4 protein-coding genes and 1 riboswitch are annotated in these 14,087 nt (G+C 45.2%); all 4 genes read left to right on the top strand.

Annotated elements, in window-relative coordinates:
- Position 1: 1 nt before the first annotated feature.
- The 4 genes from GPA07_RS17620 to GPA07_RS17605 all read left to right on the top strand — a co-directional run bounded on the left by GPA07_RS17620 (position 2) and on the right by GPA07_RS17605 (position 14,084).
- Entirely contained in the window at positions 2 to 1,093 is a 1,092-nt protein-coding gene (locus GPA07_RS17620) for an ABC transporter ATP-binding protein (protein WP_008359507.1), read from the top strand.
- Positions 1,093 to 1,962, top strand: coding sequence for an ABC transporter permease (locus GPA07_RS17615; protein WP_008359509.1), 870 nt, complete (start codon positions 1,093 to 1,095; stop codon positions 1,960 to 1,962). Before GPA07_RS17620 ends, GPA07_RS17615 begins: the two co-directional genes overlap by 1 nt.
- Positions 1,955 to 2,758, top strand: a complete 804-nt coding sequence (locus GPA07_RS17610) for an ABC transporter permease (protein ID WP_071168109.1) — start codon at positions 1,955 to 1,957, stop codon at positions 2,756 to 2,758. Before GPA07_RS17615 ends, GPA07_RS17610 begins: the two co-directional genes overlap by 8 nt.
- A 367-nt stretch (positions 2,759 to 3,125) precedes the next feature.
- A riboswitch (cyclic di-GMP riboswitch) is annotated at positions 3,126 to 3,219 on the top strand.
- 146 nt (positions 3,220 to 3,365) lie between these two features.
- A complete protein-coding gene (locus GPA07_RS17605; protein WP_198303829.1) occupies positions 3,366 to 14,084 on the top strand; it encodes a non-ribosomal peptide synthetase in 10,719 nt (3,572 codons plus the stop codon).
- Positions 14,085 to 14,087 lie beyond the last annotated feature (3 nt).

Genomic DNA, 14,087 nt, shown 5'->3' with positions numbered 1-14,087 from the left:
CATGAGTGGAATCAATTTAGAACATATCAGCCAGCATTTCGGCGAACAGATTGCTCTTCGTGATGTCAGTCTTACGGTGAAAGAGGGAGAGTTTTTCTCCCTTCTTGGTCCTAGTGGCTGTGGAAAATCAACTTTACTCAATATCATTGGCGGGTTTTTAGAACCGACAAAAGGCGTCGTCTATATTGGTGATCAGGATGTGACGACTTTACCGCCTTATCAAAGGAAAACAGGCATGGTGTTTCAAAGCTATGCACTTTTCCCACATCTCACCGTATTTGATAATGTGGCATACGGGTTAAAGGTTCAAAAGAAAAAGAAGGCGGAAATCAAGCAAAAGGTCATGGAGAGTTTGTCGCTTGTTCAATTAGACTCGTTTGCCAAACGTATGCCGCACCAATTAAGTGGTGGTCAGCAGCAGCGGGTGGCAATTGCCCGGGCGCTTGCCATTCAGCCGTCCGTTCTCCTTCTGGATGAACCGCTTAGTAACCTAGATGCAAAGCTAAGAAAAAATATGCAGTCGGAGCTTCGAAATATTCAACGAAATGTAGGAATTACGACCATTCTCGTGACTCATGATCAGGAAGAAGCCTTAAGTCTCTCAGACCGAATTGGGATATTAGGTGAGGGAAGAATTCAGCAGATTGGGACGCCTTTAGAGGTATATCGCCAGCCAAATAATCGATTTGTCGCTGAATTTATCGGGCAGGTCAATCTATTTGAGGCGGAGTATGATGAAGCTAGTTCCACGTATATTGTTCCACATTTCACTCAGTCAAACGGGCAGCCTGTCCAGTTGAAGGCTGAGGGGGATAAAGAGAAGAGAAAGAAGCATTTACTCATGCTGCGTCCTGAGAGAATCAGCATATCTTCTGTGCGGGAGGAAGCTCAGCCAAACCATGTCACAGGGGTTTTAGCGGATGTTAGTTATATCGGGCACTCTTTACGTTTGGTTGTGCGGCTTGATAAAGGTGAAATCATTGTCCATGCATCAGATGCAGCATTTCCTCATCTGCCTGAAGTTGGAGAAACCGTGCATATTCATTGGCAGCCTGAAGATATCGTGTTCTTAGATTCGAAGGTGCATACGTGATGCGAATCAAAAAAAAGAATCAACGATTCCATTGGTTTATGCTGCTGCCAGCTTGTTTGTTTCTGGTTGTATTCCTTCTTGCTCCGCTTGTGATGATGCTTGTCCTTAGTTTTCGTGATGTTGATTCGATGATGAATACATTACAAACCTATAGTTTGTCTCAATATATACATGTGTTTACGACAGATGCATATGTGAAAGCAATTGGAAGTACAGTATGGGTGGCACTACAGACAACGGTGATTTGTTTATTGATGGCATATCCCGCAGCTTATGTGCTAGTCAAGGCACCCAACCCACGACTGCGGGCATTTTTCTATATCTTACTTGTATCGCCGCTTTTGACAAGTGTTGTCATTCGGACATTTGCATGGATCGTTCTTCTCTCCCAAAATGGCCTGATCAATGGCATGTTATTAGATTTACATGTGATTAAGCAGCCGTTATCGATGCTGTGGAATATGAATGCGGTGATTATTGCGTATGTTCAAGTGATGCTTCCTTTTGCGGTACTGCCTATTGCAACGAGCTTAACCGATATGGATCGTCATTTAAGGCCGGCTTCTATGAGTCTTGGGGCAGGACGTATCCGGACTTTTTTACATGTGACTTTACCACTGACCATTCCAGGAATGATCACTGGAGCCATTATTGTCTTCTCATTAGCAGCTGGGAGCTATATTACCCCGCTGTTAGTCGGCGGACGGATGCAGCCGCTGCTGCCTCTGTCTATTTATCAGCAGGTCATGCAGGTATATAACTTGCCTCTTGCAGCGGCTATGTCCTTTACGTTATTGGTTTGTGTACTCGCGGTGGTTAGTCTATTAAGTTATCTATTGAAGCGTTGGGAGGCGAGGATGCATGCGTAAAAAGTCGGTAGGAGACCGCTTGCTTTCGATCCTGATTTGGACCTCTGGCTCACTGGTGTATCTTTTTTTAACTATACCTGTTCTTGTCATTGTCCTTTCTGCTTTTAGTCCGAATGCCTTTCCTGAATTTCCGCCGACTTCGTTCTCTGTTCGTTGGTTTCATGAGGTCGTGTCAAACCCGGAATGGATGGAATCTTTGCGCATCAGTGTGATTCTGCTAGTGATTGTGACGCCGCTTACCGTTCTTTTAGGAACGATGGCTTCTTATGCTTTAGCGAGGCTTTCTTTTAAGGGGAAGGAGGCTATTCAAGCCTTTATTTTGTCGCCTCTCATGATTCCTCAGGTCGTACTAGGGATTGCTATGCTTTATTTGTTTACGGCTATGGGCTTTACAGGGTCTTTGTGGGCGCTAGTCATTGGTCATGTCATCATTGGTTTTCCTTATGTGGTTCGAACGGTGGGTGTCAGTGTGTCAAATCTTGATCCACGTCTCGAGCTAGCTTCTATGAATCTTGGTGCAGGGCCAATACGCACATTCTTTCGCATCACGCTGCCTTTGATCAAGCCAGGAATCATCGCAGGCGGGGTGTTTTCAGCTGTTACGTCATTTGGGGAAATATCGATTAGTTTATTCGTCTCTTCTCCCCAAACCATTACGATTCCAGTGAGGACGTTTAATTATATTGAGCAAACCTTTGATCCTAGTGTCAATGCGATATCTGTCATATTTATTATCATTTCTATCATTGCGTTGCTAATTATTGAGAAAACGATTGGCTTGTCTAAGGTGATGTAAATATAATGAAGAAACAAGGAGCTGTCATTTGAAATGGCAGCTCCTTTTTTGTTGTTTTTATGGTAAAAATATTCAGAGTTTTAGGGAATATAGTTCTTAAGGTTTAAGAAAATGCGGAGCACGAGAGGAGACCTCTCTCCTACATTTTCGGTCATATTTGCAAAAATTAAGGGGAAACATGAAATTTTTGCGGTATTTTGTCATTTATTTTCGGTGAAGCGCAACTATTATTAGTTAATTTCGGTAAATATCGTAAATTATGATGTGATTCCTTCGGCATAACGCATGAATCTTTACACCCATTTTTCGGTGAAAAAAACAATATTTTCATATAAAGTGTACGTAAATAGAAAATATCTAAAAGAAAAGAAGAAAAAGGCAAATCTATGGAAACATAGAGACGCAAAGCCATGTCCTAAGGTAAATGTTTCTTTTTTTGCTATGGTCGGCAGGCTACCGAATCAAAATGGGAGTCCCTCCGTTTTATTCGGGGTGGGCTCCTTTTCTGTCATTTCGTCTATTTTAATGAAATAGACTTGGTTCTTTTGATATAGAGGGTAAAGGGGATCGTATTGGTGTAGAAAACATAGAAGAGCGGAGGATGAGAATGAGTACAGTTTATTACCCCTTAACACATGCACAAAAGCGAGTATTCTATACAGAAAGATTTTATCCAGGTACAAGTATTTCTAATTTGGGTGGGTTTGCCAGATTAAGGTCGGTATCAGGTCTAAATCCTTCTTTGGTTGTTGATGTGCTTCAAGAGTACATTCGTCAAACTGACTCTCTTCGTTTAAGGCTGGTGTATCAAAACGAGCAGGAGGAGCCTGTTCAATATATCAAGCCATATGAAAAACAGCCGATACGCCTGGTGAAAGGATGGAGTGAAGAGGAAGTAAGGACATGGGCGAACGAGCAAATCCGTGAGCCAATGGCGTTGATTGACAGTTCGTTGATTGAATTTACGGTCTTTCAAATCAGTGAGCAAGAGTGCTGGCTGTTCTGTAAGGCACATCATATTGTGGCTGATGGTATTTCAATTATTCTGATGGGAAACCGCATCATCGATTTATATCATGACATGCTGCAGGGGGTAGACATCTCTCCAGTTGAGGATATTTCTTTTGTTGATCATATTATGAGTGAGCAAACCTATGAATCTTCTAAACGTTTTCAGAAAGACCGAAGTTTTTGGAACGAGCAATTTGCCGATATCCCAGAATTCGCTTCTTTAACACCGCATAAGGGATACGAGATGAGCTTACATGCGGAGCGGTTCTCGGGGGATATTCCAGCTTCTTTGAAGGAGAAGCTTCGTGCTTTTTGTGAAGAACAGAAAGTCAGTATGCTTTCTATATTTATGTCCACTGTTTATATTTATTTACACCGATTTAGCGGCATGGAGGATGTTGTCCTTGGAACCTTTATGGGCAACCGAACGAATGCAAAAGAAAAAAAGATGATTGGTATGTTTGTTTCCACCATCCCGATGCGGGCATCTGTGAATGGGTCACAATCCTTTCTTGATTTCGTGAAGCGGGTCATGGCGGATCAGATGAAGATATTGCGTCATCAAAAATATCCTTACAATCTGCTCATGAATGATTTGCGGGAAAGAGAAGGGTTTACAGGACGTCTTTTTGATATTTCTTTAGAATATCAGGTCATGCAATGGCAGAAAAAAGAGAATCTGTCCTTCATTACTGAGCCTATTTTTAGTGGAAGCGGCATGAATGACATTTCGATTCATGTGAAAGACCGCTGGGATACAGATACATTGACTATTGATTTTGATTACCGTACCGATTTATTTAGTGAAGATGAGATGAGTCAGATGTTTGATCGATTCACGATCTTGCTAGAAGCGGCGGTTTCTCAGCCTGAGCAGCTCATCGGGACATTGCCTCTATTGTCAGCAGATGAACAAAGCGAATTGCTTCAATTATCTGAGTCTGTGGGAGATTCATTTGAATTACCAGTAGCGAAGCCGGTTCACCACTTATTTGATGAGACAGCAAAAAAGCATGCAGATCAGGCAGCCGTGGTAGCGGAAAATGGAACGCTCACTTATGGAGAGCTGTATCAACAGGCTGACAAGCTGGCACGGTTTTTACAAATGAAAGGTGTTTCTCGTGATGTACCCGTTGCAGTTTTAATGAACCGGACGGCGGATGCGATGGTAGCTATTTTTGGCATATTAAAGGCTGGCGGAGCATATGTACCAATCGATCCGGCATTACCTGAGGAACGTATTCACTTCATTGTGGAGGATTCGGGTGCTTCTATTGTTTTAACAGAGGAGTCGTTAGCTCAGCAGTACCCATCCTTCAAGGAGAAAATGATCGTCCAGCAGCATGTGTTATTAGATGATTGCTCGCTGCCAGACCTTTTCAATCAGACGGAATCAAAGGATTTGGCTTATATGATTTATACATCGGGTACAACGGGAAAGCCGAAGGGTGTCATGATTGAGCATCTTCAGCTGCATCATTTGGTTCATGCACTGCATCACGAAGTGTATCAGGGAGCAAGTCAGCTGCAAATGGCGCTTCTTGCACCATTCCATTTCGATGCATCTGTAAAACAAATCTTTGCTGCACTTTTATTTGGACATACGCTTCATATCGTGCCAAGGGAAACGACAAGAAATGGTGTACAGCTGGCTGCGTATTACAGAGAACATCAAATTGAAGCGGCAGATGGAACGCCAGCGCATGTACAGCTTTTACTTGCAGCCGATTTGGATGGGCTTGCACTCACTCACATGCTGATTGGGGGAGAAGCATTGCCTGCGAAAGCGGCGCTGTCTTTGATTGAAGCTGTTCGCATCAGCCAGCCGAATTTTGCTCTATGGAATGTGTATGGTCCGACAGAGACGTGTGTGGATGCGGCGGTTCATCGTATAGATCGAAGTGAGCTGCAGGAATCGTCTGAACAGCGCTATGTTTCGATTGGCAAGCCGCTAGGTCATCACCGGATGTATATTTTAAATGAATATGAGCAATTGCAGGTGCGCGGGGCGGCCGGAGAGCTATGCATTGCGGGGATCGGTGTTGGACGCGGCTATGTGAATCAGCCTGAATTGACGGAGAAGGTATTCAGAGCAGACCCGTTTGCTCCTCATGAACGGATGTATCGCACAGGTGATTTAGTCAGATGGCTTCCAGATGGCACGATTGATTATCTTGGAAGAATGGATGACCAAGTGAAAATAAGGGGCTACCGTATAGAAACGGGCGAAATTGAAGCTGTGATGGAGCAGGTAGACGGCGTCGATAAGGCTGTCGTACTTGTGGTCGATGAAACGGATGGTGAGAAGGCTTTAAGTGCTTATTATCAATCCCGTCAAGAGGCCCTCTCAGTGGACACGCTGCGAGCCGCTATTCAACATCAGCTGCCAGCTTACATGATGCCGCTTTATTTCAAACAGCTCGATGCATTTCCACTCACAGTCAGCGGTAAAGTCGATCGGCGTGCGCTAGCCGCATTAAAAGGAGACAAGGCTGTTAGTGCTGTTTATGTAGCGCCTAGAAACGATATAGAAACGAAGCTTGTTCGTTTGTGGGAAGAAATTCTTGATCAAGAGAACATTGGTGTGTATGACTCATTCTTTGATCGAGGCGGACATTCGCTCAAAGCAATGACAGTTCTCACGCATGTTCAGCGAGCTTTTCAGGTGGAGGTGCCGCTGTCCGTTTTATTTGAACAGCAGACGATTGCCGCACTTGCTGTCTATATTGAACAAGCGGAAAGATCTTCTCAAGTGGTGATACCGAAAGCGCCGCTTGCCGCCGATTATCCATTGTCACCACCACAGCAGCGTGTCTATATGGTGAGTCAATTGGAGCAGAGTACCGCATATCATATGCCTGCCGTTGTGAGGTTAAGAGGAACGCTGCAACGAGAGAAGCTGGATGCCGCCTTTGAAAAAATGATCGCACGTCATGATATGCTGCGGACTTCTTTTCATACAATCAAAGGAGTTCCTCGTCAGCGGGTCGCTTCATCAGTCCCATTTCAAATGGAACAGCTGACAGGCAGCACGATGGAAGAGAACATGAAGCAATTTGTCAGACCTTTTGACCTCGAGCGCGCGCCGCTTTTGCGGATTGGGCTTCAGTCTTTACATGATCAGGAGCACCTTCTCTTTTTTGATATGCATCACCTGATTTCAGATGGTCTTTCGATTGATTTGATATTGCGTGAGTTGTCAGATGCTTACGAGGGAGCGGTGAAAGCGCCATTGAAGCTTCAATATCAGGATTATGCCGTTTGGCAAGAGCATCAGGCAGATCAAGGTGACCAAAAGGACGAAGCATTCTGGCTGCAAGAATTTTCGGGAGAAATTCCTGCTTTACAGCTGCTCACCGATTATCAGCGCCCAGCTGTCCAGTCTTTCACAGGGGATCGTGTCATGAAAGAAATAGATGGTACGTTAAAAGCCCGATTACAAGAGCTTGCAGTCAATCATCACACCACGCTGTATACGGTTCTGCTTTCTGCTTACTATACACTGCTTGCGAAATACACAGGCCAAAAGGAATTCGTTGTCGGGACACCGACAGCAGGACGTGTGCATGCAGATCTGAATGATATGATCGGCATGTTTGTCCAGACGCTGGCTTTGCGGTCAGAGGTTGATCCGAACAGCACAATGACGCAGTTGATTGAGCATGTAAAGGAAAAGACGATGCGGGCGTTTGAACATCAGCAATACCCATTCGAGCGGCTGCTTGAAAAGCTGAATGTGCAAAGAGATTTTAGCCGCCATCCATTGTTTGATACCGTCTTTGCCCTGACGCCGGATCATTCGAAAGCACAGCATATTGGAGAGATGAAAGTCGAAATCGAGGAAACCAATTTCCATATTGCGAAATTTGATTTAACACTGCAAGCGATGGAGTCAGGTCAAGGTGTATCCTTCGTTCTCGATTACAGTACTGCTTTATTTAAACGCAGTACAGCAGAGCAGATGCTCAAGCATTATGTGTATCTTCTGGAGCAGATAGTTGAAATGCCGGAGGAAGCTATTCGGTCGTACCGCTTACTGTCTGAACAAGAGGCGGAGGATCAATTGAATATGTGGAACCCGTTGCCTACGCCTTATCCTGCGGAAGAAACCATTGTGACGCAGTTTGAAGCACAGGTGCAGCAACAGGGGCATAAGCCTGCACTGCAATTTAAAGACGTGGTTCTTTCTTATCAAGAACTGAATCACAGAGTCAACCAGCTGGCTCATTATTTACGAGAACATGGTTTTGAAAAAGGGATGAAAGCGGCTTTATTCTTTGAACGGTCCAATGAGATGGTGATGTCAGTTCTAGCTGTACTAAAGGCTGGCGGTGTTTATGTACCAATTGATCCGGACTTCCCTGATGAGCGTGTAAAGCACTTTTTGACAGACAGCGGTGCACAGTTTGTGCTCACGCATCAGGTGCTGCGTCATCGTTCTGTGCTGGCTGATTTTGAAGGGACCATCATAGAAACAGAAGATCAGGCTGTTGATCAGCAGTCAGACAGCAATACGGGTATAGGTGTGTCACCTGAGGATTTGGCGAATTTGACCTATACATCTGGTACTACAGGCAAGCCTAAAGGGAACATGGTGACACACCGGAACATTTTGAGGACGGTGAAGCAATCGAATTATCTCACCATTCATCACGAAGATACGGTGATGAGCATCTCAAACTATGTATTTGATGCCTTTATGTTTGATGTGTTTGGGGCTTTATTGAACGGAGCGAAACTCATTGTTCTGCCAAAGGACAATATCTTAAACATGAATGAGCTTTCTGGAGCGATTGAGAAGGAAGAAGTCAGCATTTTAATGATCACAACGGCTCTTTTCCACTTACTGATTGATATGAAAAAGGACAGCCTGAAGAACGTGAGAAAAGTACTGTTTGGCGGAGAGCGCGCGTCAGTACCTCATGTTGCGTCAGCGCTTGAAACGGTAGGGGAAAACAAACTTGTTCATATGTATGGGCCGTCTGAAAGCACGATTTTTACAACGTATTATCCTGTCAATCAAATAGATGAACGGGCGTTATCTATTCCCATTGGAAAGCCAGTGAGTCAAACGGCTGTTTACATTGTAGATGAATGTGGACATGTGCAGCCGCCAGGTGTTGCAGGAGAGCTCTGTGTTGCTGGTGATGGACTGGTAAAAGGGTATTATCGCCGGCCAGAACTAACAAGCGAAAAGTTTGTAGCAAATCCTTTCCGATCTGGCGAGGTCATGTATAAAACGGGTGATTTAGCACGCTGGCTGTCAAATGGAGATATTGAATTCATTGGACGAATGGATCAACAAGTGAAGATTCGAGGACAGCGGATTGAACTGGGAGAAATCGAGCACCAGCTGCTGCAACATCCACAGGTGAAGGAAGCTGTTGTGATTGCAGCGTCAAATGATACATTGTGTGCGTATTTCACAGCAGACGGAGCTGTTCCGCTAGCGGATTTACGTGAGCAAGCAGGACGTGAACTGCCTGTTTATATGGTGCCAGCCTTCTTCATGCAATTAGACGAGCTTCCGCTGACAGGCAACGGCAAGGTAGATAGACGGGCTTTACCGGTGCCTGATTTGAGTGAGCAGACAGCAAATGAATTCGTCCCTCCTCAATCAGATACAGAGCGTATATTGGCACACATTTGGGAAGAAGTTCTTGAAGTGCCGAGAATCGGAAGACACGATCATTTCTTTGAATGCGGGGGTCATTCGCTGCGCGGCATGAAAATGCTGAACAGACTGTATGAAGAGATGAATGTGGAATGCACCCTGAAAACTTTATTTGAATCACCAACATTAGAAGCGTTTGCTCTTGCGGTTGATCAAACAGATCAAACCGAAATCAAGCGAGTGGAGAAAGCGGAAAAGGCGGCTTTTTATCCAGTGACATCTGCTCAGAAAAGACTGTTCGTTCTGCAAAAAATGACAGATGCTGAAAGCTATCATATGCCTGCCGCTTTAAAGCTTGAAGGCGTATTTGATGAAAAACGATTTGAACAAGCCGTTGAACAGCTTGTTCATCGTCATGAAGCGTTCCGTACGAGCTTTGATTTCGTTCAGGGTGCACCTGTTCAGCGGATTGAACCAAATGTCTCTGTAGACATTGAAAAAATCGAAGGGAATGGCCGAGACATTCAGCAGCTAATGAATGACTTTATCCGTCCATTTGATTTAGAAAAAGCGCCTCTACTCAGAGTGGGGCTTGTGTCTGTCTCCGTCAATGTCCGTTATTTACTGATTGATATGCACCACATTATTTCAGATGGTGCGTCTGTCGGAATTTTAATTGAGGAACTTTCGAGCTTGTATCGAGGAGACGAACTAGAGGAATTACCTGTTCAATATAAGGATTATGCTGTTTGGTCAAAAAGTGAGGAATCCCTTGCGCAAAAAGAAATTGATGAGGCGTTCTGGCTGAAGCAATTACACGGAGAACTGCCTGTATTGGCACTGCCTGAAGACCTGCCAAGACCAAAAGTGCAGACATTCGAAGGAGATCGCGTCGCATTCTCGATCGACGGCCCGCTTAAAGAGAAATTGGATGAGCTGGTCAGATCGCTCAACAGTACGACGTATACAGTGCTGCTTGCTTGCTACAGTACACTTTTAAGCAAGCTTTCGAGACAGGAAGATATCATCATCGGTTCTCCGGTTGTGGGCAGAACTCATCCTGATATTCAATCTGTGATCGGCATGTTTGTCAATACGCTGGCACTCAGAACAAAGCCTGCGGGACAGCAGACATTTGCTGAATTTGCGTCAAAAGTTCATCAGCTTGTATTAGAGGCAAACGAACATCAACTGTACCCGTTTGAAGAATTGGTGGATCAAGTACAAACGGTGCGCGACACAAGCCGCCATCCAATCTTTGATGTGGTGTTCTCGATGGAAAATGCAGATATCCGTGATTTGTCGATGGATGGAATTCACATTGTTCCACAACCATTCAAAGAGAACATCGCCAAATTTGACTTGACCCTAACTGGAAATGAATCTGCTGATCAGATTGAGCTTGTGTTTGATTTTAACTCTGCTATCTTTCAACAGCCGTCAATTGAGAAGTGGAAGGAATATTTCCTTTATTTGATTGAACAAATGGTGTCAGCACCAGATCAATCATTAGATCAGATGCAATTATTGTCACCACAGCAGCAGCAAAAACTGCTGGGCGAATGGTCAGGGCCAGTCCTAGACGTCCCGTCCGATCAAACCGTTCATGCACTAATTGAAGCACAGGCGGACAACACACCTTATCAAAAGGCGGCTACCTTCTGCGGCACAAGCTGGACATATGAAGAACTGAACAAACGGGCGAATACTGTGGCCGCAAGACTCATGTCCAGCGGCACAAAACCGGGAGATCGCGTCGGCATTCTCACTCGTCCGTCGCTGGATATGACAGCCGCTGTCCTTGGTGTTCTCAAGGCAGGTGCGGCATTTGTGCCAATTGATGCCGACTACCCTGCGCAGCGCATTGCGTACATGCTGGAAGACTGCGAGGCAGAGGTGCTTCTTATTCAAAAAGGGCTCACTGCACCACCTTCTTTCACAGGTCATACCCTCTTAATAGAAGAGGCGGTAGAAGGAGAAGCGCACGCGATTCAGGTTCCTATCAAACCAACGGATCTCGCCTATATGATTTACACATCTGGGACGACTGGACAGCCGAAGGGTGTCATGGTCGAGCATCAGTCACTAGTGAATCTCGCTTTCTGGCACAATGATGCCTTCCAGGTGACAACGGAAGATCGAACCGCAAAATATGCCGGCTTTGGCTTTGATGCCTCCATTTGGGAGATGTTCCCGACATGGATAGCCGGCGCAGAGCTGCATATCATCGACGAAGCGATCCGTCTCGATATGATCAAGCTCAATACGTATTTCAATGACGAAGGCATTACCATTGCGTTCCTGCCAACGCAGCTATGTGAGCAGTTTATGTCGATGGACAATCAGTCTCTCCGTTACTTACTGACAGGCGGAGATAAGCTGAAACAGGTGAAGCCCGTTTCATACAAACTAGTGAATAACTACGGGCCGACTGAATATACGGTCGTGGCGACCAGCGGGATCATTGATCCGCATCAAGGCACGCTTCCTATCGGAACAGCGATTGCCAATAGCCGTTTTTACATCATGGGTTCGTTATATGATCTCTCGCCGCCAGGCGTACCGGGTGAGCTTGTCATTGCGGGGAAAGGACTGGCCAGAGGCTACTGGAATCTCCCCGAGGAAACGGACAAACGATTTGTCCCAGATCCATTTCATCCAGGAGAGCGCATGTACCGCACAGGCGACTTGGTGAAATGGACAGAGGATGGCGAGCTGATCTATCTCGGTAGAAAAGACCATCAGGTCAACATCCGAGGCTTCCGTATTGAGCTGTCGGAAATAGAAGCGCAGCTCCTTGCGATAGATTCTGTAAAAGAGGCAGTCGTGACAACAGTCCAAGATGCCAGCGATCAAGATGCCCTTATCGCTTACGTTATGACGGATGAAGAAACGACAGCCCTGAAAGAAAGCCTAAAACGCACATTACCAGAATACATGGTGCCATCATGGATCATAAAGCTAGACCAATTCCCCATGACGGCAAATGGCAAAGTCGATCTTAAAGCACTGCCAGCACCTGATATAGAAGCGAATCAAACGGCATATGAAGCGCCAAGAGACGAAGTCGAAACACTGCTTTGCGGCATTTGGGAAGATGTGCTTGGCGTAAGCCAAGTCGGTATTCACGACCACTTCTTCTTCCTTGGCGGAGATTCAATTAAAGGCATCCAAATGGCAAGCAGGCTCACGCAAGAGGGATGGAAGCTCGATATGAAGCTGCTTTTCCAATATCCAACCATTGCGGAGCTTCGCCCATATATCGAAGAAGCCGACCTTCTCACAGCGGATCAATCACCGGTCGAAGGGGAAGTCATTTTAACACCGATTCAGCGCTGGTTCTTTGAACGCAACTTTAGTAGCCAGCATCATTGGAACCAGTCCGTTATGCTCCATTCGCCAAATGGCTTGGATGAGGCAATTGTTAAGCAGGTGCTCGAGCAGCTGATGATCCATCATGATGCCTTGCGAATGGTTTATCCAATAGAAGAAGGACGCATCATCCAGCGTCATCGAGGAGTAGAGGAAAACAATGTAGCAGTTGACGTGATAGAAGTGAAAGGGGAGCTATCACAGCAAATTGTGCAGGTGGAAAAGCTGGCAAATGAAGTGCAGGCGAGTATTTCTTTAACAGAGGGACCATTAATAAAACCTGCTATTTTCCGAACGGATCAGGGAGATCACTTATTGCTAGCGGTACATCACCTTGTCATTGATGGTGTGTCATGGCGTATTTTCCTTGAAGACTTCATGGCTCTTTATGAACAGTCGAAACGCGGGGAAGCCCTAACACTTCCTGAAAAAACACATTCATTCCAAGAATATGCCCAAAAGCTGACAGAATACGCTGTTTCAGACGATCTGCTAGCGGAAAGGGCCTATTGGAAAAAGGTACTTGCGCATTCAATCACGCCGCTTCAGAAGGATCATGTCACGGAGGATCAAAGAATGCTGCATACGAAGACAATCCGCTTTACTTTGTCTGAAGAGGAAACAGAAAGCCTGCTGACGGATGTACATGAGGCTTATCATACGGACATAAATGATATTTTGCTGACAGCATTAGGATGGTCCATGAAAGAGTGGACAGGTGAAGACAGACACTTGATTCACCTTGAAGGACACGGAAGAGAGGAAATCCTTCCAGCGGTTAATGTGTCACGGACAATCGGCTGGTTTACGAGCATGTATCCTGTGTTACTAGATATGTCGCATACAGACGATCTTCCTTATCAAATCAAATATTTAAAAGAGGAACTCAGGCACATCCCAAACAAGGGAATCGGTTATGGCATTTTAAAATACTTAACGCCTGACAAGATGAAAAGTGATATTGCATTTGATGTCACACCAGAAATCAGCTTCAACTATCTCGGTCAGTTTGATGAACAGATCGGCGGCGGTGAGCTGAATCGATCCGCGTGGCATGCAGGACAATCGCTGAGCCCTGAATCAGAGAAGCCTCATGCGTTAGATATTGTTGGATTCGTAGAACAAGGCATGCTCCATATGACGATTTCATACAATCAACTTGAATTCGAAGAGCGTACGATGGAGCAATTCAAGGAACTTCTAGAAAAGAACGTGAAGGCCTTAATCTCACATTGTGTATCACAGGATGAGACTCAGATCACACCTAGTGATGTAGGGGATGACGATCTTACCATGGATGAACTTGAAAAGCTGATGGATATATTTTAAGCA

Source organism: Bacillus sp. ms-22, assembly GCF_009759805.1.
Taxonomy (GTDB): domain Bacteria; phylum Bacillota; class Bacilli; order Bacillales; family Bacillaceae; genus Bacillus; species Bacillus xiamenensis.
This window is presented reverse-complemented; position numbering and strand designations above follow the sequence as displayed.

Bases quoted from the DNA above. Each gene is read 5' to 3' on its own strand.
- GPA07_RS17605 (WP_198303829.1), top strand. From the start codon at position 3,366: ATGAGTACAGTTTATTACCCCTTAACACATGCACAAAAGCGAGTATTC.
- GPA07_RS17615 (WP_008359509.1), top strand. From the start codon at position 1,093: ATGCGAATCAAAAAAAAGAATCAACGATTCCATTGGTTTATGCTGCTG.
- GPA07_RS17610 (WP_071168109.1), top strand. From the start codon at position 1,955: ATGCGTAAAAAGTCGGTAGGAGACCGCTTGCTTTCGATCCTGATTTGG.
- GPA07_RS17620 (WP_008359507.1), top strand. From the start codon at position 2: ATGAGTGGAATCAATTTAGAACATATCAGCCAGCATTTCGGCGAACAG.